Below are 21,504 nucleotides of genomic sequence, written 5' to 3'. Positions count from 1 at the left end.
CGCCCTGCGCTGCGAGAAAACCATCTCTGCCTTCATGGGCTTCGTCCATCTCGCGTGCGCCATGATCTGGATACGGTGAATGCAGACAGAGCCTAGAGCGCGCTGGTTAAATCCGAAGCAGGTCGCGCGCTCTAGTTTTTTGTTTTCGCATCGTTTTAAGCGAAAAACCGGTTCCCACTTTTCCGCACGATGCTCTAGCTGCCGTCCGGCCGCTCTTCCTCCCGCATGCCGCCGCAGCCCTTGAGCGTCCCTTCGCCAAAGGCGATCTGGACCCGGTCGGACCAGAGGTCGTCGCTCATGCCGTCGCTGCACGGTCCTTCCGTCGCGGTCAGGGTGAAGCCCTCGCCCAGGTAGCGGATCGCCCGATCATCCCCGTCATGCACCACGCTATAGCGTAGCGGGCGATGATCCGGCCGTTCCAGCAGGGCGGTCGATCCGCGTATCGTCACGGCCCAGAAGGGTTCGGTGCCGATCGCGCGATAATCTGCCGGCGTTGGGCGGTGGGGCGGTGTTTCACGTGAAACCAAAGGCTTGGCTTCATCGACAGGTGGCGGCGCTGGCGCGGGCAATGGCGCCACGCTCCCGTTCGCGGTGGCGCTGTTGATAGGGGCGGCGACGTCCTGCGTCGCTTCGGTTCGATTCGAAGCCGTCTCTTCTGTCCCGCATCCGCCGATCAGCAGGAGCGACAGCAGCGGCCAGCCCGCCTTCATGCGCCAACCGCGTCGCGGCGGAAGCAATCGGCCGCATGGTCGTTCACCATGCCGATGGCCTGCATCCAGGCATAGACGATGGTCGGCCCGACGAATTTGAAGCCACGCTTCTTCAGGTCTTTCGAAATGGCGTCCGACAGATCGGTCTTCGCAGGGACATGCACGCCATCGTTGCGGATCGGCATCCCATCGACAAACGCCCAGACATAGGCCGAAAAATCCTCGCCCGAATCGCGCATGGTGCAAAAAATTTGCGCGCCGCGGATCGTCGCATCGATCTTCGCACGCGCGCGCACGATGCCAGGATCGCCCATCAATCGTTCGACATCCGATTCGTCGAAGGCCGCTACCTTGTCGGGATCGAAACCGGCAAAGGCGGCGCGGAACGTCTCGCGCTTGCGGAGGATCGTGATCCAGGACAGGCCGGCCTGGAACCCCTCCAGCATCAACATTTCCCAGAGCATGCGCGAATCGCGCTCCGGCACGCCCCATTCCTCGTCATGATAGGCGCAATAGAGCGGATCGGCCGCACTGACCCAGCTACAGCGAGGCAGCGCGGCGTCGTTCATGGCTCAGACGTCCAGATTGGCGACGTTGAGTGCATTGTCCTGAATGAATTCGCGGCGCGGTTCGACCACATCGCCCATCAGGCGGGTGAAGATTTCGTCCGCTACGTCCGCCTGCTCGACCTCGACCCGCAACATCGAGCGATTATCCGGGTCCAGCGTGGTTTCCCACAGTTGTTCCGCGTTCATTTCACCCAGTCCCTTGTAGCGCTGGATGGCGAGGCCCTTGCGCCCTGCGGTCAGGATCGCGTCCAGCAATTCGCTCGGCCGCGTGACCATCGCGCCCTTGGTCGGTGCGGCGGGCAGGTCGTCGTCGCTGGCCTCGGCCGCCAGCGCCTTGACCGTGATCAGGCGGCTGGGCGTCAGATAGCTGCTGGCATCTTCGGCGGCGATGCTGTGCAGCTTGCGCGCCTCGGCCGATCCGACAAAGCCGGCCTCGATCACATGATGGTCGGTGACGCCGCGCCACAGTCGCTGGAAGTGGAAGCCGCCCTCTTCGGCGACGCTACCGGTCCAGCGCCCTTCGGCGTCCTGCGCGCCCATCCAGGTGACGGTCGCGGCCAGTCGCTCCGCCTGTGCATCCGCCGACAGTTCGGGGTCCAGCGCGCCGTTGAGGCTCAGCGCCTCGATGATCGCGGGATTATAGCGGCGCGGCACGTACCGCATCACCGCGCGCATCCGGCGGGCATGTTCGATCAGGCTGCGCAAATCCTCGCCGGTGCGCGGCCCCTTGCCGGTTTCCAGCGCCATGGATTCGACGCCATTGTCGACCAGATATTGCTCCAGCGCCGCTTCGTTCTTGAGATAGACTTCAGACCGGCCGCGCGTCGCCTTATATAAAGGCGGCTGGGCGATGTAGAGATGCCCGCCCTCGATGATCTGGGGCATCTGGCGATAGAAGAAGGTCAGCAGCAGCGTGCGGATATGCGCGCCGTCGACGTCGGCGTCGGTCATGATGACGATCTTGTGGTAGCGCAGCTTTTCCAGATTGAAGTCATCACGGATGCCGGTGCCCATCGCCTGGATCAGCGTGCCGACTTCCTTGGACGAAAGCATCTTGTCGAATCGCGCGCGCTCGACGTTCAGGATCTTGCCCTTCAGCGGCAGGATCGCCTGATTATGCCGGTTGCGCCCCTGCTTGGCCGAACCGCCGGCCGAATCGCCTTCGACCAGAAACAGTTCGGACTTGGCAGGATCGCGCTCCTGACAGTCGGCCAGCTTGCCGGGCAGAGACGCGATGTCCAGTACGCCCTTGCGCCGGGTCAGTTCGCGCGCCTTCTTCGCGGCTTCGCGGGCGGCGGCGGCGTCGATCACCTTCTGCACGATCATCTTGCCGTGCGCGGGATTTTCTTCCAGCCATTCGGCCATCTTGTCGGCCATCAGGCTTTCGAGCGGCTGGCGGACTTCCGACGACACCAGCTTGTCCTTGGTCTGCGACGAGAATTTGGGATCCGGCAGCTTGACCGAAACGATGGCGGTCAGGCCCTCGCGCATATCCTCACCGGTCAGCGACACCTTCTCCTTCTTCAGCGCACCCGACTTTTCCGCATAATTGTTGAGCGTACGGGTCAGCGCCGCGCGGAAGGCGGCCAGATGGGTGCCACCGTCGCGCTGCGGGATATTGTTGGTGAAGCAGAGGACGTTCTCATAATAAGAGTCGTTCCACTCCAGCGCGACGTCGATCGTCACATCGTCGCGGGTGCCCGAAATCGCGATCGGCTCCGGCATCATCGCTGATTTGTTGCGGTCGAGATATTTTACGAAGGCCGCGATGCCGCCCTCGTAGAACAGTTCGACTTCCTTCTTCTCCTCATGGCGCGCATCGACCAGGAACAGGCGCACGCCGCTGTTGAGGAAAGCCAGTTCGCGATAGCGATGCTCCAGCTTCTCGAAATCGAACTCGGTATGGTTCTTGAACGTCGCGCCGTCACCGGGCGCCTTCTCGGTCGAGGCGAGGAAGGTGACGCGCGTCCCCTTCTTGCCCGCTGGCGCGTCTCCGATGATCTTCAGCGGCGCGGTCGCATCGCCATAGGCGAAGCGCATCCAATGTTCCTTGCCGTCGCGCCAGATGTTGAGATCCAGCCATTCGGAGAGCGCGTTCACCACCGACACGCCCACGCCATGCAGGCCGCCCGATACCTTATAGGCATTATCGTCGCTGGTATTCTCGAACTTCCCGCCCGCATGCAACTGGGTCATGATGACCTCGGCCGCCGACACACCTTCTTCCTTGTGAATGCCGGTCGGAATGCCGCGCCCATTATCCTCGACGCTGACGGAGCCATCCGGGTTCAGCGTGATGGTGATCAGGTCGCAATGCCCCGCCAGCGCTTCGTCGATCGCATTGTCGCTGACCTCGAACACCATGTGGTGCAGGCCGCTGCCATCGTCGGTATCGCCGATATACATGCCGGGCCGTTTGCGGACGGCATCCAGCCCTTTCAGCACCTTGATGCTGTCGGCGCCATATTCGTTGCTGTTGGGGGTGTTGACGGGTTCTTCGCTCATGCCAAGCCTATAGGGAAAGGCGCTATGAAACTAAAGCGAAACATGGCGTCTTCCGCCCGGCGCCGGGGCGGTCTATCATGCTTTCCATGCGTGCCATCCCTGCCCTGCTGATCCTGTCCCTGCTGGCCCTCGCCGGCTGCTCGCGCAGCAGCGACGTCTATGAGGAATTGCCCAACTCTTCGCTGGCCGGTGCCCCGCGCGACGAGGTGCCGGAAAGCCGGATGGATGCACCGATCGCGCGGCCGGTGACCATCGGCGAGGATGGATCGCGCATGGATGCGTGCGGCGGCCTGGGCCGGGTGACGCGCGCCGGGTCAGGCGGCCTGCCCCTGCGCGCGGCGCCCTTCGACGATGCGAAGGCGTTGACGTCGCTGTCGGAGGGGCAACACGCCTATATCTGCACCCGCAGCCTCGACCAGAAATGGCTGGGCGTGGTCGTGCCCCCGGCCCCTGCCCCCGGTGAGCCGGCCGACGGCGTCGATTGCGGCGTAGCGTCCCCCGTGGAACGCAAGCAGCCCTATGCCGGTCCCTGCCCCAGCGGCTGGATCGCGAGCGCCTATGTCCGGTCGATCGCGGGCTGAAGGCTCACTCGATCCCGGTGAACACCAGCTTCTGCACGCGCCGCCCCGTATTCACCTCCGTCGCATAGATATTGCCTTCGCTGTCGGTGTCGATGCTGTGCAGCCAGGTGAACTGCCCCGCCTGCCGACCGACCCGGCCGATCGCGCCCAGCACGTCATGCGTCTTGCGCTCCAATATCCAGATGCGCCCGTTCATCATGTCGGCGACATACATATAGGTCTGCGCCGGATCGGGGGAAAAGGCGATGTCGGTCACCGTATGGGTGCCGCCCGTTTCCGGCGCGATCGCGATGTCCCGCACGAAGGTCAGGCCGCCGTCCTTCTGCCGCCTGAACAATTGCGCGCGGTTGTTGTTGCGGTCGCAGACATAGAGGTGGCCATCATTGGTCGGTACGACGCAATGGACGATACTGCCGAAAATCGCAGCTTGAGGGTTCGCCACCTGGCTGGGGTCGACGGCATGGCTCTGGTCGAACGCGCCTTTCAGCACCGGCCCGGCGGGTGGCTTGCCATAGGCGCCCCAGCGGCCCTTATAAGCATTTGTCTTTGCGTCGAAGCCGATGACGCGCCGGTTGGTATAGCCGTCCGACATCAGCACCATGCCGTCGCTATGGTTGACGTCGGATGGATTGCCCAACTGGTCGGTGGCGTCATTGCCGCCGGTCTTCTCGCGCCGTCCGAAGCGGCGGATGTAGCGGCCTTCGGGGCTGTAGTTCAGGACGACATGGTCGCCACTGCCATTGCCGCCGAACCAGACGCTGCCCGCCTTGTCCACGAAGATGCCATGCAGGCTGCTCGGCCACTGGCTGACGCCGTCGACGCTCGGCGCGCTCGCCGTGCCGCCCCAGCCGCCGATATAGCGGCCATCCTTGCCGAAGCGCACCACCGGCGGCGCGGGCTTGCAGCAGGCGGCGATCGGCGGGTTCTGCGCAAGGCCGGTGTCGGTGCCGGTCAGGCTGTGCGGGCGATGGACGACCCAGACCGAATCGTCCGGCCCTACCGCCACGCCGCTCACCTGCCCCAGCAGCAGGTCGTCGGGCATCGCCGGCCAGGCGGCATCGACCTTGAACCGGGGCATCTTCGTGCCGGCGGGCGCCACCTGTTCGAAAGCAAGCGGGGCGAGCGCAGGCGCATGCGGCGCCGACGCGGCGGTCAGCGGCAGGATCAGCGCGGCGGCGAGAAAGGGGCGCATGGGGACGAAAGGCTCCTTGATCGGTTGGGCGGGGCGGATCATGCCCGTCTGCCTGCTCCGGTCAATCATCAAATCCCGCATTTCCAAAGAGAAAAGGACCGGCCGACGAGAAGAACCGTCGGCCGGTCAGGGGGCATATCGTCAGGCCTGAGCCGGACGCTCTGCCGGGGCAATGCGAAAAAGGGGCAAGGCATGATGCACGATCCAGCCGATCGTCGTGGCATAGAGGATGGTGCCCACCCCCACCGTGCCGCCCAGCATCCAGCCGATCGCCAGCACGCCAATCTCAATCCCACTGCGCACCCATTTGACTGGCCAGCCGGTACGCCGGCACAGCCCCGTCATCAGTCCGTCGCGCGGCCCCGGTCCCATGCCCGCGCCGATATAGGCACCGCCGGCAATGCCGTTGAGGACGATCCCGGCGATCAGCCAGCCGGCCCGCATCGCATAGCCTTCCGGCGTCGGCAGCAGCATCAGCGACAGGTCCACCACCGTGCCGATCACCACGATATTGGCCACCGTGCCGAAACCGGGCCGCTGGCGCAGCGGCCACCATAGCAGCAGCACGATCGCGCCGATCAGATTGACCGTCATCCCGAAGCTGAGGCCAAGGCGCGGGGCCAGGCCCTGATTGAGCACATCCCAGGGCGACAGACCCAGATTGGCGCGCAGCATCAGCGCCATGGAAAAGCCGTAGAGGGCGAGGCCCCAGAAGAGCTGGAACAGGCGCCGAAAGAAGAGAGGCTGCGTCATGGGAAGGCTTATTCCGCAAAATTGGCCTTTTCCAAAAGGACCAATCCGGGGTAAATGGCATTGATCCAACCGTCAGCCGGAACATATGTCATGTCCACTTCCCTGCTTCGCCCCCCCTCCCTGCTGCGCCTGCTGGGCGCCTGGCGCGCGCAGGACAGTGCCGAGCCGGCCTATCGCCAACTGGCGCAGGCGCTGCGGATGCTGGTGCTCGATGGTCGCGTGGGCCTCAACGTCCGCCTGCCCGGCGAGCGGGAACTGGCCGCCGCGCTGGGCCTGTCGCGCACCACCGTTGCCGCGGCGTTCGACCGGCTGCGCGACGAAGGCTATCTGGAAAGCCGGCAGGGGTCGGGCAGCGTCACCCGCCTGCCCGCCGGCAGCGCGGACATGTCCCCGGACGAACGCGACGTCAGCGCGGGTAGCGGCAATCTGCTCAACTGGACCCATGCCGCCCTGCCGGCCGCGCCCGGCGTCGCGCGGGCCTATGCCCATGCGGTGGAGGCGCTGCCGGCCTATCTGGGCGATCTTGGCTATGATCCGCTGGGCATCGCTGTGCTGCGCCGCGCGATCGCCGCCCATTATGAACGGCGCGGATGCCCCACCCATCCCGATCAGATCATGGTCACCAACGGCGCGCAGCAGGGCTTTTCACTGCTGCTCAAATGGCTGGCCGGGCCGGGCGACCGGGTGGTGATCGACCATCCCACCTATCATAATGCGATTCAGGCGTTGCAGCGCGCCCATGTCGTGCCGGTGCCGGTCGGCCTGCCCGCGCAGGGCTGGGATGTGGACGCCATGGAGGCGGCCTTTCGCCAGACATCGCCGCGCTTCGCCTATGTCATTGCCGATTTCCACAACCCCACCGGACGCAGCATGGACCCGGCCACCCGCCGTGCACTGGTCGCCGCCGCGATGCGCAGCCATACGCCGCTGATCGTGGACGAAACCATGGTTGCCATGGGGCTGGACTTCGCACCCCCGCCGCCCGTCGCCATGCACGACCCGTCGGGGCGGCAGGTCATCACTTTGGGTTCGGCCAGCAAGATCTTCTGGGGCGGGCTGCGGGTCGGCTGGATTCGGGCCGATGCCCAGACGGTCGCGGCGCTCGGCCGGCTGCGCACCACGATGGACATGGCCAGTCCGGTGGTGGAGCAGATCGCCGTCGCGCAACTGGTCGACGCTGATGTCGGGCTTGGCGAACGGGCCGGGATGCTGCGGGCGCGGCGCGATCATCTGCTCGGCCTCATCGAACGGCGTCTGCCGCACTGGCGGGTCGAATCGCCGGCGGGTGGATTGTCGCTCTGGGCCGAACTCCCGCGCGCGGAGGCGACGGCATTGGCGGCGCTGGCGGAAAGTCTGGGCGTGCGCATCGCCGCCGGCCCGCGCTTCGGCGTCAGCGGCGCCTTCGAACGCTTCATGCGCCTGCCCTTCACCCTGCCGGAGGATCAGTTGGAAGCCGGGATCGAACGGCTGGTCGAAGCCGACGCCAGGCTTCACGCCCGCATGCCCAAGGGCCGGGATTCGCTCGCGATGGCGCTGGATGCGGATCGGTTGATTTAAGATATTGTGGCCGGGGGAACAGCGATCGAAAAAAAAGCCACGCTGGAATGACCAGCGTGGCTTTTTTTGCAGTAGAAGCCCGCCTTACGCGGTCTTCTTGGCGGCCTGATAGCGCGCGATCGCTTCCAGCGTGATCTGCTTGGCGTCTTCCGCTCCGCCCCAGGTGCCGATGCGGACCCACTTGGTCTTTTCCAAGTCCTTATAGTGGGTGAAGAAATGCTCGATCTGCTCCATCACGATGCCGGGCAGGTCGTCCTTCTCGCTGATGTCGGCATAATAAGGGAAGGTCTTGTTGTCCGGCACGCAGACCAGCTTCTCGTCGCCGCCGGCTTCGTCTTCCAGGTTCAGCACCGCGATCGGGCGCGCGCGCACGACCGATCCGGGGACGAAGGGCGACCGGGCGATGACCAGCGCATCCAGCGGATCGCCATCGGGCGACAGCGTGTGCGGCACGAAGCCATAGTTCGCCGGATAACGCATCGGCGTGTGCAGGATGCGGTCCACGAACAGCGCGCCGCTGGCCTTGTCGAACTCATATTTCACCGGCTCGCCGCCGACGGGGACTTCGATGATGACGTTCAGGCTGTTTGGCGGATCGTCGCCGACCGGGATCAGTTCGATGTTCATGGAAACGCCTTCTGCTTCATGTTGTGTTGCGGGTGAGTCACGTTCTGGCTTTGAGCAGCTTGTCGAGGCTGCCTTCACCCTCTCCTGTCTTTTCGAGGCGCGGATAGCGCAGCCCGCCCGAATAATCGAGTGTCAAAGTGCGATAGTATTTATCCTGTTTCAGGATGATCTGGATCGGCGTCTTGGCCTTGATCGCGGCCTTCCACACATCGCCCGAAAACTCGTCGCCATTGACCGCCAATATCTTGGCGCCCGTCACCAGTCCCGCCTTGAACGCCGCACTGTCCCAGATGACGCCGCTGACTTCGCCGTCATTCTTCACGACCGCGCCGATGCCGAAACTCTGGTCGACCATCTTGTTCGCGCCCTCGGCCGCCTTGCTGATCGCGCCCGGCTCTTCGCCATAGACCAGCTTGTAGCCACCCAGGATGAAGCCGCCCTTGGGCGTTTCCCTGGTCGTGCTGTCCACATATTTCTGGAAGAACCCCGCCCAGTCATAGGGCGCGATGTCGTTAAGCGTCTTGATCACGTCGCCGCGATTATAGACGACCTGCCCCCAGTCCCCCGGATTGATGCCAAAGAACGCCTTGGCGAAATCATCGAGGCCCTTCTTGCCGCGCGTCGCCTTGGCGATGATCGCGTCGGCCTCCAGCCAGATCATCAGGCCTTCATTATAATAATCCTCCGACCGCTGCCAGCTTGCCCAGCCCTTGGGCCGGCGGGCGGAAATGACGGGATCGAGGGTGGTGTCCTCCATCGGCCGCCATTGCCGCCCGACCGCCGTGTCCAGCTTTGCCGCGATCTGCGCATAGGCGTCCAGCGTCTCCTGCTTGGAGAACAGGCCGGACCGCGCGCCCAGCACATAGCCCCAGAATTGCGTCTGCCCCTCATAGACCCACAGCAGATTATCCTGCATCGGCACGTTGAAATCGGGCGTCCACAGCAGGTCGGGGCGGCGGAACTTGCCGTCCCAGCTATGGGTGAATTCATGCGGCAACAGGTTGCGGTCCAGCAGCGCCTCACCCTTGTCCCAGCTCTTGAAATAGCCCGGTTCGACCTGATTTTCGGAACTGCGATGATGTTCGAGGCCGATTCCGCCCATTTCGTCGGTAATGGCGAGCAGGAAGTCGTAATGGTTGAAATGATAGGCACCAAACAGCGCGCCGGCCTCGGCCACCAGCTTCCTGTGCCTGGCGATCTGCTCCGGCTTATAATCCAGTTCGTCGGCATCGTCGGCAACCAGATTCAGCGTGACGTTGCTGCCCAGGTCCACCGCCTTGAAATGGGTGCCCGCGAACACCGGCGAATCCTGCAACGCCTCATAGTCGATCGTCTCATAGGCGACGGCATTGCCATTCTTCGTGCCGCGCAGCGCGGTCGCCGCCTGCCAGCCGGCGGGATAGGTCACGGTCGGCTGGATCGGAATCTGGCGGGTATAGTATCCGGCGGGATAGAGCGACACGCTTTCCCATTGGATGTTCAGCATCTTGGGCGTCACGACGACGCGCCCCTGATTGGGCTGGGTCGCGGACAGGAACTGGAACTGCGCCACCACCTGCGTCGCGCCCTGCGGCACGTCTATGGTGAAGGCATAGACGTTCAGCGGATCGCGCTTCCATGCCACGGTCTGGCCATTGGCGGTGAAGGTCAGGCCGGTCAGCTTCTCGATCTGCCCGCGCGGCGCATGATTGCCCGGCAGCCAGGCCGGCATCATCAGTGTCAGCGGGCCGGCGGTAGCGACCGGAATGGTTTCCTTCACGCGGAAGATGCGCTGGGTCGTGTCGGTCGCGTCCACCTCCAGGCGGATGGTGCCGCCCGGATAGGGAATGTCCTTTGGTGCAGGTGCGCCGCTGTCGACAGGCAGCGCGGTCGGCTTGGACCGGATCGCGTCCTGCGCGAAAAGCGGACTGGCGATGGCCGTCGAAAGGCAGAGGGCGGCAGCAAGGCTGCGGATCATGGATGTCTCCAGAAAGATAAGTGGGCCGGACGGCCCGATTGCCTTATAGCATGGCGGGCGAGTGCGGCGGCGTCCACCCCCTGATGGACGCCTGCAAAAAGCGCGTTTCCTTGAGGCTGATTTGCCGTTAAAGGCCCGGCCCCATGGCGAAGATAGAAACGCCGCGCCCGGTGCGCGGAACGCAGGACATGCTCGGCGGCACCACGGAGGCGTTTGCGGAACGCTTCGCCCATGTGGTCGCGACCTTCGACCGGGTGCGCAAACTCTACGGATTCCAGCGGGTCGAAGTGCCGGTGTTCGAATCCACCGCCGTCTTCGCCCGCTCGCTGGGCGAAAGCACCGACGTCGTCTCCAAGGAGATGTACACGTTCGAGGATCGCGGCGGCGACAGCATCACCCTGCGCCCGGAATTCACCGCTGGCATCAGCCGCGCTTACATTACCGAAGGCTGGCAGCAATATGCACCCTTGAAGGTCGCGACCCACGGGCCTTTGTTCCGCTACGAACGCCCGCAAAAGGGCCGCTTCCGCCAGTTCCACCAGCTCGACGCTGAAATCATCGGCGCGGCCGAACCGGGCGCGGACGTGGAACTGCTGGTCATGGCCGACCAGTTGCTGAAGGAACTGGGCGTGTCCGAAGGCGTGACGCTCACCCTCAACACACTGGGCGACGGGCCGAGCCGCGACGCCTGGCGCGCGGCGCTGATCGCCCATTTCGAGGCGCATCGGGGCGAACTGTCGGAAGACAGCGTGGAACGGCTGGTCAAGAACCCGCTGCGCATCCTCGACAGCAAAGACCCGCGTGATCGTCCCGTCGCCGACAGCGCGCCGGACATCGACGCCTATCTGACCGACGAGGCGCGCAGCTTCTTCGACAAGGTGACGGCGGGGCTGGATGCGGCAGGCGTGGCGTGGGAACGCAATGCCCGCCTGGTCCGCGGCCTCGACTATTATCGCCACACCGCGTTCGAGTTCGTCACCGACCGGCTGGGCGCGCAGGGCACGGTGCTGGGCGGCGGACGCTATGACGGGCTGATCGAAAATCTGGGCGGCCCCGCGACCCCGGCGGTCGGCTGGGCAGCGGGGATCGAGCGGCTGGCGATGCTGGTGGATGCGCCTACGACGGATCGACCCGATGTTACCATCATTCCTGAAAACATAGGAGCAGAGGGCTACGCGACTGCGATCATCGCTCATTTGAGACGTGCTGGCATCAAGGCTGAAATGGCGTTCAAAGGCAACGCAAAGCGGCGTTTTGAATTGGCATCGAAAGCAAAGTCCAAAAGTCGCATCGTTTTAACTGGTGAGCGCGAAGCGCCAGAGGGTGGGTCTAACATCGGTATATCAATCAGAGCTAACCATGAGCACGAAGCTGGTGATGAAATGGTGTTGAGTCTGATTGAAATTTTGAAATCCGGTTTTTCGATCGATAGTCATTTGCTTGGACCGCGGGGTAGCCAGTTTGACGCAACGATACGGTTGCCGGTCAACTGATGCAAATCTCCGCCGAACGCATCGCGCAGATCGAGGCGCGCCGGGACGAGGTTCAGGCGGCGATGACGCGCGCCGACCTGGCGCCCGAAGCGTTCGTGAAACTGTCGAAGGAATATGCGGAGATCGAGCCGGTCGCCCGCGCCGCGCATGAAGTGCGTCGCCTGCGGCAGGAACTCGCCGCGCTCGACGTGATGGCCGGCGGCGGGGACGATCCCGATGCCGACCCCCTTATGCGCGAAATGGCGCAGGAGGAAATGCAGATCCTCAAAAGCCAGTTGCCCGACGCCGAACGGGCGCTGGCGCTGCAACTGCTCCCCCGCGATTCCGCCGACGCCCGCCCCGCCATGCTGGAAATCCGCGCAGGCACCGGCGGCGACGAGGCGGCGCTGTTCGCCGGCGACCTGTTCCGCATGTATCAGCGCTATGCCGATACCCAGGGCTGGAAGATGGAGATGCTCTCCGCCAACGCCTCCGAACAGGGCGGCTTCAAGGAAGTCGTCGCCAGCATCAACGGCACCGGCGTCTTTGCCAAGCTGAAATTCGAGAGCGGCGTCCACCGCGTCCAGCGCGTCCCCGCGACCGAAAGCGGCGGGCGCATCCACACCAGCGCGGCGACCGTCGCCATCCTGCCCGAACCGGAGGAGGTCGATGTCCAGATCGCCGATGGCGACCTGAAGATCGACATCTACCGGGCGTCGGGCGCGGGCGGCCAGCATGTGAACACCACCGATTCCGCCGTGCGCATCACCCACCTTCCCAGCGGCATCGTCGTGACGCAGCAGGACGAACGATCCCAGCACAAGAACAAGGCGAAGGCGATGCAGGTGCTGCGCGCCCGCATTTACGAAGCGGAGCGCGAGCGGACCCACAGCGAACAGGCCGGCGCGCGCAAGGCGATGGTGGGGTCGGGCGACCGCTCCGAACGCATCCGCACCTATAATTTCCCGCAAGGCCGCGTCACCGACCACCGCATCAACCTGACCCTGCACCGCCTGCCCGAAATTCTCGAAGGACCGGGCCTGTCGGAGGTCATCAACGCGCTGGTCGCGGAAGACGAAGTCGCTCGGCTGGCGCAACTGGACGGGGTGGGATAGCTTTGGACGAAGACCTGAGCTTGGCGATCATCGCCTATCTTGGCTATGGGTCGGCGGCTTATCCTCAAACGGACTGGCAGGCTGTCGTGGCAAGCATTGGCATGGCTCGGGCGAACGCCGTGGAAATATCGATGCTGGCGTTGCTCCAAAAATTGCGAGCAATCTCAACGGATTGGGCGGTTCATTCCTTATCCGGCGGCAGTGAATGGGCTGTACGCCAGATTCGTTCTGACGCCGCGATCAGCGATCGAGCGGCCAAGGCACTTGTCTGGCTCTATTCGTTCGAGAACAAATGACTATCCCTGATGCCCTGCGCGCTGCAACTGTCCAACTCGCTGTCGCAAGCGACACGGCGCGCCTCGACGCCGAACTGCTGATGGCCCATGCGCTCGGCCTCTCACGTGGCGACATGCTGCTGCGCCAGCGCGACCTGACCGTGCCCGAAACCTTCGCGCCCCTGCTCGCGCGGCGGCTGGATGGCGAACCGATCGCCCATATCACTGGCATGCGTGATTTCTGGACGATCAACCTGGCCGTCACGCCCGACACGCTGATTCCCCGTCCGGACAGCGAGACGCTGATCGAGGCGGCAGTCGATCATTTCGCCGGTCGCGCGCCCGCCTCCATTCTCGACCTCGGCACTGGTTCCGGGGCGCTGCTACTTGCCGCGCTGGCGGAATGGCCTCACGCACAGGGGCTGGGCATCGACGCCTCCCCCCCCGCCCTCGTCGTGGCGCAGGGCAATGCGATGCGGCTGGGCATGGCGGACCGGGCTACCTTCTGTCTCGGCGACTGGGCGCAGGGGGTGGATGGTCCCTTCGACCTTTTGCTCATCAACCCGCCCTATATCGTCGCGGACTTGGTGCTGTCTGGCGATGTGCGGCGCGAACCGGCCAGCGCGCTGTTCGCTGGCCCCGACGGCCTTGCCGATTATCGCCGCATCGCGCCGGACCTGCCGCGCCTGATCGCGCCGGGCGGCATGGCCGCGATCGAGATCGGCCATGACCAGAAGGACAGCGTCTCCACCCTGCTGCGCGATCAGGGGCTGGTCGTCGCCGCCCGGCGCGATCTGGCGGGGCATGATCGCTGCCTCATCGCCACCCATTCGGGCTGAACAACGGTCGATTTACTATCGGGCAAGCGAAAATTGCTTGGTTTCTCCGTGGAAAGCCATTACATCGACATCAGGAACGGCTCTATCTTGTGACATGATCGTTTAGATCGTTGATAGAAAAGGCCGATTTTCTAGCTCCTTATAGTCATGACGGCGCATGCTGCGCAGCGCCGCTGGCAGTCGGGGTAGTGATCCGGGAAGGATCATGCCGTGGCGGAGCCGTATCCGGCCTGAATATCAGGTCGTGCTTGGGGATGGCGACTGAACAGTGTTTTCAGTGAATTTTGTCATAGCGAACGCAAGGATCATATCTTGATCAACAACCGGCAGGCCGGCCGCCGCAATCGCGGCCGGAACAATAATAACAACGGACGTCCCAACGGCAACAATCGGGGCGGTGGCGACAACGGTAACCGCATCGACAACCGCGCCCGCGGCAACGCGACCCAGCTTCTTGAGAAATACAAGAATATGGCGCGTGATGCCCAGATGGCGGGCGACCGGGTCAACGCCGAATATTATCTGCAATTTGCCGATCATTATTTCCGCGTGCTCGCCGACAACCGAACCCGTCAGGAAGAGCAGCAGCAGCGCGTCCGCCCCCGTGACGAAAGCAATTTCGACGAGGATGGTGACGATTTCGACGGCGGCTTCGACGGCAACGATGATTTTCGCACCGATTCCCAGCCGCAATATGACCGCACGCCGCGCGACCAGGGCCAATATGATCGCGCGCCGCGTGAACAGGGCCAACGCGATCAAGGTCAGCGTGATCAGGGCCAGCGTGATCAGGGGCAATATGACCGTGCGCCGCGCGATCGTGCCGATCGGCAGGAAGACGGCCGCGATGGCCGTGACCAGCGCGACAATCGTGAAGGTCGTGCCCCGCGCAACAACGACCGGCGCGATCGACCCCGCCGCGACCGGTTTGGTGCAGACGGCGCTGCGCCGCAGCAGGAACTGGGTGTGGAAGGTCCGGCCGGCAACCCCGCGATCGACGCACCGCAGCCAGCGCCCAAGCCGCAGCTTCGTCCCCGCGCCGAGGGCAGGCCCGAAGCGCAGCCGGTAGCCGCCGCCGCGCCGGAAGCCGCCGAGGCCGAAGCGCCCCGCGCCCGTCGCGGTCGCCCGCGCAAGGTCGTCGTTGAAGAGGGCAATGAAGGTCTGGATCTGGCAGTGCTGCCGCCCTCGATCGCCCGTGCCGACAATGATGCCGAAGCGGCCGAGGAGGCGCCCAAGAAGCGCACCCGTCGCGCCCGTCCGGCGACCGAAGCCGCCGAATAAGCGATCGGCAGACAGAACAAAGGGGGGCGGCGCCATCATGCGCCGTCCCCTTTTTCGTGGCGACCATCTTTTCAGGCGCGCGCGACGAAGCCGCCTTTGCAACGGCCTCGCAATCCGGCACAAGGTCTTCACATATCTGGAGAGTTGCCGATGAAAGCCGCGCGCCTGCTGTCCCTGCTGCTGACCGCCCTCCCCGCCTCCGCCTTGGCCCAGGCCCAGAGCGCAGCCGACCCCACCGGCGCCACGGCGCAGGGCGATGTCGCCGTCACCATCTATAATGGCGGCCAGTCGCTGGTGCAGGACGATCGGCAACTGGCCATGACCGTCGGCCGCAACCGCATCGAGTTTCCCGATGTGTCTGCGCGCATCCGGCCCGAAACGGTCAACCTGTCCGGCCCCGGCCTTGCCATCGTCGAACAGAATTTCGACTATGACCTCCTCTCCCCCGACAAGTTGATGGACAAGGCGGTCGGGCAGGAGGTGACTTTGGTGCGCACCAATCCGGCGACCGGTGCGGAAACGCGCGAACGGGCCAAGGTGCTGGCGGCCAATGGCGGTATCGTGTTGCAAATCGGCACCCGGATAGAGGTGCTGCGCGATGATGGCCTGCCGGTGCGCGTCGTGTTCGACCGCGTGCCGCCCAATTTGCGCGCTCGCCCCACTTTGTCGGTTACGGTGCAGGCGGATCGCGCCGGCACGGTGCCCGCCCGCCTCTCCTATCTCACCCCCAATCTGGGCTGGACCGCCGATTATGTCGCGCTGTTCGACGCGGCCAAGGGGGCGATGGACATGCAGGGCTGGGTCACGCTCACCAACAATACCGGCACGACCTTTACCGATGCGAAGACGATCCTGGTCGCGGGCAACCCCGCCAATGGCGGCGGTCGCACCAACTGGTGGCAGGCGTCGGGTGGGGCCGGCAACGGCGCCATCGACCAGGCGGGCACAGAAAGCGGCCCGCGCGAGCAACTGGGCGACTATTATCTCTATCCTTTGGCGGCCCGTACGACGATCGCCAACGCCCAGCAGAAACAGGTCAGCTTCCTCGACGTAAAGGGCGCACCGGCCCGCGCCACCTATGAATATGTCAACGGCTGGCTCGCCAGCTCGTCCGAACCGATGAGCGCGTCGAGCGTCCTCAAATTCTCGACGTCGAAGGATGGTGGCCTCGGCGATCAACTGCCGGCCGGCACGATCCGCGTCTATATGCGCGACGCGCGCGGCAATCCGCAATTCATCGGCGAAAACAGCATCGATCACACCCCGATGGGCTCGTCCATGGCCCTGCGCACCGGCGAGGCGTTCGACGTCAAGGTCCGCCCGACCGTGGAGCAGCGCACCAGAAAGGGCGGCAGTCGCTGGGAAACGAAGATGCGCTACACGCTCACCAACGCTCGGGCGCAACCCGTCACGATCGACCTCGCCCAGCAGGGCCTGTGGGGCGACACCCGCGTCACGGCCCAGAGTCTGGGGGGGCAAAGTCTGGAGGGCAAGCGCGTCTCGGCCGACCGGATGGAATGGAGCGTGCCGGTGCCCGCCAACGGCACGGTCGACCTTAGCGTCACCTTCGATTCGCGCTACTGACCGGAGCTGCGCCCGCGTGTCGCGCATCCTGATCCTCTTCCTGCTGTGGGCGATCGCCCTGCCGGTTCAGGCCGGCACGGTCGTTTCGCCCCGCGCCGATTCGGTATCCGTCACCATCTATCGCGCGCCGGGCCGGACGAAGGGCGCGATCGACCGCAACTGGCCGGGCGGCTATGCGCTCATCACCGAAATCCGAGAGGTGGATTTGCCGCAGGGCGAATCGGTCGTCAGGTTCGAGGGCGTCGCCGAAGGGCTGATGCCCGAAACCGCGATCCTCGCCGGCATGCCGCGCGGCGTGCGGGAAAAGAATCGCGATGCCCGCCTCCTCTCTCCCGCCGGGCTGGTCGACGCCTATCTCAAGCGCAGCGTCACCCTGCGCCGCACCGATCGCAAGACCGGCAAGGTGACGGAGCAGGACGCGATCATCAGCGCCGGGCCGATGGGGGGCGTCATTGTCCAGACGGCGCAGGGCTATGAAGCGCTGGGGTGCCGCGGCCTGCCCGAACGGATGCTTTATCCCCGCGCGCCCGCCGACCTGTCGCCGCGCCCGACCCTGTCGGTGATCGCGACCAGCGACCGGCCGGTCCGCGCCCGCCTGGAACTCACCTATCTGGCCGAGGGGTTCGACTGGGCCGCCAACTATGTCGCCGACATGAAGGAGGATGGCAAAACACTCGACCTGATGGCCTGGCTGACGGTCGCAAATGGCGGCGTCACCGGCTTTGCCGACGCGCAACTGAACGTCATCGCCGGCCAGCCCAACAAACAGCGGCGGGCGATGCAGCCACGTCCGACCGGTGGCCCGCTGCGGCTGCAATGCTGGCCGATGGACATCACCAGCACCCATCCGGCGTGGGCATTGTTTCCTGTTCAGGTGACCGAATCGATGATGATGGAGCGCGCGCAGGACGTGGTCGTAACGGGCCAGCGTGTGACACATCGGCTGTTTGCACCGGCCCCCGCCATGGCACCCCCGCCGCCTCCCCCACCGCCGCCTCCCCCGCCCCCACCCCCCGAAGATGTCGGCGACCTCAAACTCTATCGCGTACCCGTCACCGTCGATGTCGCGGCCAAGGCGCAGAAGCAGGTCGCGCTGCTGCGCCAGCCCGATGTGCAGGTCGAACGCCTCTATGTCGCCAATATCTTCGCCGCCACCAACGGCGCGATCCCCATGACGCTGCGGCTACGCTTACAGAATCGCAAGGAGGACGGCCTTGGCCTCGCCATGCCATCGGGCCGGGTCGCCGTCTTCGAACCGGTTCGGGACATGCGCCTGCTCGCGGGCGAAGCCGATATCGGCGACAAGGCAGAGGGCGAGCGCGTCGATTATGATCTGGCAGCCAGCCCCGACGTCCGCATCCTCGTCCGGCAGACGGCGCAATCGCGCAAGAGCCGCGACTGGACCCTGACGCTCAGCAACGCCCGGCCCTTCCCCGTCATGGCGGAAATCACCATCCCCCATGACATCAGCCCGCGCCCGACCGACATGGAACGGCGCGGCAACGACTGGATCTGGCGCATGACCGTCCCCGCCAACGACAGGATCGACCGTTCCTACCGCGAAGCGCTGCGGCAATAGAACTATAGTACCGGCAGCGGTCGCGGCCGGTGCTGGTTGTCCAGCGCGACGAAGGTGTAGACGCCGCTTGTCAACACCACTTCCTTCAGACCAAGGCCGCGAGTCGCCACCACATCGATGCGGATCGCCACCGACGTCCTCCCGCGCCGCTCTTCCCTGGCATATACGGACACGACATCGCCCAGCAGGATCGGCGCTATGAAGGTCATGCTTTCGATCGCCACGGTCGCCACCGCGCCCTGGGCGATGCGCGACGCCACGATGCCGCCGGCAATGTCCATCTGGCTCAGCACCCAGCCGCCGAAAATATGACCATTTGCGTTGATATCGGTCAAATGCGGCACCAGCCGCAGCACCACCTCGCCGCGTCCATTCTTTGTCTCAGTCGTCAAGCGGCACCTCGTCCTTCGCCCTGTCCATCACCTGTTCGTCATGCCCGGTCCCGCTCGACAGGAAGGCCAGCGCCATCAGCCCGGTGCCCAGCATGAAGGTCAGCCATACGCCCAGAACCGTGGCGATCATCATGTGAATCGGCAATTCGCCCGACCGCTGGTGCAGAAAGAACAGGGCAATCCCGACACATATCGCCCCACCCAAAGCCATCCACGCCATGATTCGGCGGAACCGCGCCCAGGCGGTCGCCGCAATTTGTGGATCATCCAGGGCCTGTTTGCGCGTCATCCCTTTATTTTGTGCGAGGAAAGTGGAATCATCAAGCGCCCGTGGGAAATGTCTCGGATGAGGAGAGTGGTCATGACCATCGCAGCGATTTTGCAGGGCAAGAAAGACGTCATCAGCGTGCATCCGGACGACAGCGTCCAATCCGTCGTGCAATTGCTGTCGGAGCGGCGAATCGGCTGCGTGCCCGTGGTCGACAATGGCCAGGTGGTCGGGATATTCTCCGAACGCGACCTCGTCTATCGGGTCGCGCAGGATGGGGCAGCCGCCCTCGACCACAGCGTCGGCGAAGTCATGACAGCGCCGGCGATCACCATCGCCGACGATACGCCGGTCATTCACGGCCTGTCGTTGATGACCAAGCGGCGTATCCGCCATCTGCCGGTGGTGGTCGATGGCGCGCTGGTCGGCATGATCTCGATCGGCGACCTCGTCAAATATCGCATCGACAGCATCGAATCGGAAGCGGCCTCGTTGCGCGACTACATCCAGACGGCATGAACGGGGCAGGGCGCTCGCTTTATGCGGGCGCCTGCACCGGCGGCGCGCGGCGGATCACCAGCGCCACCAGTTCCATCAACGTGCCCCGCGCGCACAGCATCAATGCGGCCAGGAAAGCCAGCCCCCCCGCCGGCACCAGCAGGCCGAGCCGGACCGGCGCAGCCAGCGGCGGCAGCAGGCGATCTATCGCCATCACCACACCGGCCATCAGCACCGCGCAGCCCAGACCCGGCGCCGCCGCACGGATCAGGTCGGCGAATCGCAATCCCATCGGCCCGCCGGCAAGACGTGCCGTCACAGCCGTCAGAACCGGGAAAGCCGCTAGCCAGGCCCAGGCCAGGCCGATCGCGCCGAACCGGATGCCGATCAGGAAGGCGACCGGCATCAGCACCGCGCCGACTGCGGCGACCCGTGCCGTGGTGCCGGGCCGGCCCAGCGCATTGCTGACCGGCGCGAACATGACCTGCAACGTCATGAACGGCATGGCGAGCGCAAGGATCGCGACGAAAGGCGCCATTTCCAGCCATTTCTGCCCGAACAATGTCTCGACCAGCGGCTCGGCCGTCACCGCCATGCCCAGATAGATGGGACAGGTCAGCAGCAGCAGCAGCTTGACCGCTTTGCAGAAGGACCAGGCCACCCGGCTCACATCCTTCTGCATGCGGGCATAAGCGGGGAAGGCGACGTCGTTGAGCGGCGGCACGAATTTGCTGACGAAAATCTGCGTCAGGAACAGCGCTTCGGCATAGAGGCCGAGCGCATGGGGATCGAGCATGCGGCCGCCGATGAAGATGTCGGCCTGGCTCTGGACGATCCAGAAGAGCTGCCCGCCCAGCAGCGACGCACCATAGGCGACCATCGCCCCGGTGCCACGAAAATCGAAACTGGGGATCGGCCGGAACCCGGTGGCGATGACATAGCCCACCGCCTTGACCCAGAAGCCCGCGATCGGCGCCCAGACCAGCGTCCACACGCCCCACCCCGACAGCGCGCCCGTCAATGCGACGGCAGCGGACGCGATCGCGGCGATCAGGTTCACCAGCGCCGGTCGCTTGAAATCCAGTGCCCGACCCATGATCGCCTCCGGCACGGAAATGAAGGGGGTCGACAGATAGAGCAAAGCCTGCACCCGCAGCAGGTCCGCGACCATCGGCTGGGCATAATAGTCGGCGGCCAGCGGCGCGATGGCGAGTTGCAACAGGGCCAGCGCACCATTGAGCAGCAGCATGATGGTGAAAGCCTGCCGCAACCGGCGCGGCTCGACCGTGTCGGACTGGACCAGCGCACTGACCAGCCCATAGCCGTTCAGGAATGTCGCGAAGTTCAATATCACCTGGGTCATGGCGAACAGGCCATAATCGGCGGGATCGAGCAGGCGGATCACCGCCAGCGTCACGACCCAGCTCATCATCTGCGACAATATCTGGCTGCCCGATCGCCAGAAGATCGCGCTCCTGATGCGTGCGCCGAAACCCGCGTCGTTCGCGTCGGCATCCTGCAATGTCATTGGGTTACCATTCCTGTACTTCTAACGGCCGTGAAATCGCCTTTTAGCCGCCAACCCCCAAAAAAATGTGAAACAAAAATGCAAAAAGGGTTTGACGGTTAGTGAGTGTCGATCTAGAGGGCTTTTCACCGGACGGGACGGTGCCACTGCGGCGCTGGACTGGATGGTCGCCAACATAGACGGACACTGTTCCCCCGGACGCAAGGAAGGGGTTGGATGGTT

General features: G+C 64.6%; 20 protein-coding genes. 10 read left to right on the top strand and 10 right to left on the bottom strand.

The features are described 5' to 3' along the window. Window positions 1–194 precede the first annotated feature (194 nt). The 3 genes from ASE85_RS13880 to gyrB are packed head-to-tail and all read right to left on the bottom strand — an operon-like array spanning window position 195 to window position 3,784. Complete coding sequence (locus tag ASE85_RS13880) at window positions 195–710, bottom strand: hypothetical protein (protein ID WP_056689430.1); 516 nt, start codon at window positions 708–710, stop codon at window positions 195–197. Then, entirely contained in the window at window positions 707–1,279 is a 573-nt protein-coding gene (locus tag ASE85_RS13875) for a DNA-3-methyladenine glycosylase I (RefSeq protein ID WP_056689428.1), read from the bottom strand. The genes ASE85_RS13880 and ASE85_RS13875 overlap by 4 nt, the downstream gene beginning before the upstream one ends. 3 nt (window positions 1,280–1,282) lie before the next feature. Then, a complete protein-coding gene (gene gyrB, locus ASE85_RS13870; RefSeq protein ID WP_056689426.1) occupies window positions 1,283–3,784 on the bottom strand; it encodes a DNA topoisomerase (ATP-hydrolyzing) subunit B in 2,502 nt (833 codons plus the stop codon). 86 nt (window positions 3,785–3,870) lie between these two features. Here gyrB and ASE85_RS13865 point away from each other — a divergent pair, with 86 nt between their 5' ends. Beyond that, window positions 3,871–4,365, top strand: a complete 495-nt coding sequence (locus tag ASE85_RS13865; RefSeq protein ID WP_056689436.1) for a hypothetical protein — start codon at window positions 3,871–3,873, stop codon at window positions 4,363–4,365. Window positions 4,366–4,369: 4 nt separating this feature from the next. Here ASE85_RS13865 and ASE85_RS13860 read toward each other — a convergent pair whose 3' ends face one another. Continuing rightward, complete coding sequence (locus ASE85_RS13860) at window positions 4,370–5,557, bottom strand: hypothetical protein (RefSeq protein ID WP_056689434.1); 1,188 nt, start codon at window positions 5,555–5,557, stop codon at window positions 4,370–4,372. 141 nt (window positions 5,558–5,698) lie between these two features. Next, a complete protein-coding gene (gene yczE, locus ASE85_RS13855) occupies window positions 5,699–6,310 on the bottom strand; it encodes a membrane protein YczE (protein WP_056689424.1) in 612 nt (203 codons plus the stop codon). 90 nt (window positions 6,311–6,400) lie between these two features. Here yczE and yczR point away from each other — a divergent pair, with 90 nt between their 5' ends. Then, window positions 6,401–7,867: a MocR-like transcription factor YczR gene (gene yczR / locus ASE85_RS13850; protein ID WP_056689422.1), complete on the top strand. Its 1,467-nt coding sequence runs from the start codon at window positions 6,401–6,403 to the stop codon at window positions 7,865–7,867. A gap of 84 nt (window positions 7,868–7,951) precedes the next feature. On the opposite strand, the gene ppa is transcribed toward yczR, so the two are convergent. Both ppa and ASE85_RS13840 read right to left on the bottom strand, forming a co-directional pair. Next, window positions 7,952–8,494 (bottom strand): inorganic diphosphatase, encoded by a 543-nt coding sequence (gene ppa, locus ASE85_RS13845; protein WP_056689421.1) that lies wholly within the window; start codon window positions 8,492–8,494, stop codon window positions 7,952–7,954. A 37-nt stretch (window positions 8,495–8,531) separates the two neighbouring features. Continuing rightward, complete coding sequence (locus ASE85_RS13840; RefSeq protein WP_056689419.1) at window positions 8,532–10,451, bottom strand: M61 family metallopeptidase; 1,920 nt, start codon at window positions 10,449–10,451, stop codon at window positions 8,532–8,534. A 143-nt stretch (window positions 10,452–10,594) separates the two neighbouring features. On the opposite strand from ASE85_RS13840, the gene hisS reads away from it, so the two are divergent. From hisS to ASE85_RS13805, 7 genes are all read left to right on the top strand, one after another. Beyond that, window positions 10,595–11,944: a histidine--tRNA ligase gene (hisS, locus tag ASE85_RS13835; protein WP_082462819.1), complete on the top strand. Its 1,350-nt coding sequence runs from the start codon at window positions 10,595–10,597 to the stop codon at window positions 11,942–11,944. Then, the gene (gene prfA / locus ASE85_RS13830) at window positions 11,944–13,038 is read left to right on the top strand and encodes a peptide chain release factor 1 (protein WP_056689418.1); all 1,095 of its coding nucleotides are present in this window, start codon (window positions 11,944–11,946) and stop codon (window positions 13,036–13,038) included. The genes hisS and prfA overlap by 1 nt, the downstream gene beginning before the upstream one ends. Before the next feature lie 2 nt (window positions 13,039–13,040). Continuing rightward, on the top strand, window positions 13,041–13,334 hold the full coding sequence (locus tag ASE85_RS13825) for a hypothetical protein (RefSeq protein WP_056689416.1): 294 nt from the start codon (window positions 13,041–13,043) through the stop codon (window positions 13,332–13,334). Continuing rightward, window positions 13,331–14,152 carry a peptide chain release factor N(5)-glutamine methyltransferase gene (gene prmC / locus ASE85_RS13820; protein WP_056689414.1) on the top strand — a complete coding sequence of 274 codons (822 nt, stop codon included), beginning with the start codon at window positions 13,331–13,333 and terminating at the stop codon, window positions 14,150–14,152. The genes ASE85_RS13825 and prmC overlap by 4 nt, the downstream gene beginning before the upstream one ends. Before the next feature lie 312 nt (window positions 14,153–14,464). Continuing rightward, window positions 14,465–15,433: a DUF4167 domain-containing protein gene (locus ASE85_RS13815; protein WP_056689412.1), complete on the top strand. Its 969-nt coding sequence runs from the start codon at window positions 14,465–14,467 to the stop codon at window positions 15,431–15,433. Between the two features lie 150 nt (window positions 15,434–15,583). Then, entirely contained in the window at window positions 15,584–17,017 is a 1,434-nt protein-coding gene (locus ASE85_RS13810; protein WP_056689410.1) for a DUF4139 domain-containing protein, read from the top strand. Window positions 17,018–17,033: 16 nt separating this feature from the next. Then, a complete protein-coding gene (locus tag ASE85_RS13805; RefSeq protein WP_056689409.1) occupies window positions 17,034–18,596 on the top strand; it encodes a DUF4139 domain-containing protein in 1,563 nt (520 codons plus the stop codon). 2 nt (window positions 18,597–18,598) lie between these two features. Here the strand turns inward: ASE85_RS13805 and ASE85_RS13800 are convergent, their stop codons facing one another. Together ASE85_RS13800 and ASE85_RS13795 are read right to left on the bottom strand one after the other, a co-directional pair. Further along, window positions 18,599–18,988, bottom strand: coding sequence for an acyl-CoA thioesterase (locus tag ASE85_RS13800; RefSeq protein WP_056689407.1), 390 nt, complete (start codon window positions 18,986–18,988; stop codon window positions 18,599–18,601). Then, window positions 18,978–19,277, bottom strand: a complete 300-nt coding sequence (locus ASE85_RS13795) for a hypothetical protein (RefSeq protein ID WP_056689404.1) — start codon at window positions 19,275–19,277, stop codon at window positions 18,978–18,980. The genes ASE85_RS13800 and ASE85_RS13795 overlap by 11 nt, the downstream gene beginning before the upstream one ends. 72 nt (window positions 19,278–19,349) lie before the next feature. Here ASE85_RS13795 and ASE85_RS13790 point away from each other — a divergent pair, with 72 nt between their 5' ends. Further along, window positions 19,350–19,775 (top strand): CBS domain-containing protein, encoded by a 426-nt coding sequence (locus tag ASE85_RS13790; RefSeq protein ID WP_056689432.1) that lies wholly within the window; start codon window positions 19,350–19,352, stop codon window positions 19,773–19,775. A gap of 19 nt (window positions 19,776–19,794) precedes the next feature. Here the strand turns inward: ASE85_RS13790 and ASE85_RS13785 are convergent, their stop codons facing one another. Next, window positions 19,795–21,282, bottom strand: coding sequence for a lipopolysaccharide biosynthesis protein (locus tag ASE85_RS13785; RefSeq protein WP_056689403.1), 1,488 nt, complete (start codon window positions 21,280–21,282; stop codon window positions 19,795–19,797). Between the last annotated feature and the right edge of the window lie 222 nt (window positions 21,283–21,504).

It is taken from the genome of Sphingobium sp. Leaf26 (assembly GCF_001421665.1).
GTDB lineage: Bacteria > Pseudomonadota > Alphaproteobacteria > Sphingomonadales > Sphingomonadaceae > Sphingobium.
Note: the sequence above shows the minus strand (reverse complement) of the source record. Positions and strands in the feature narration are given on the sequence as shown.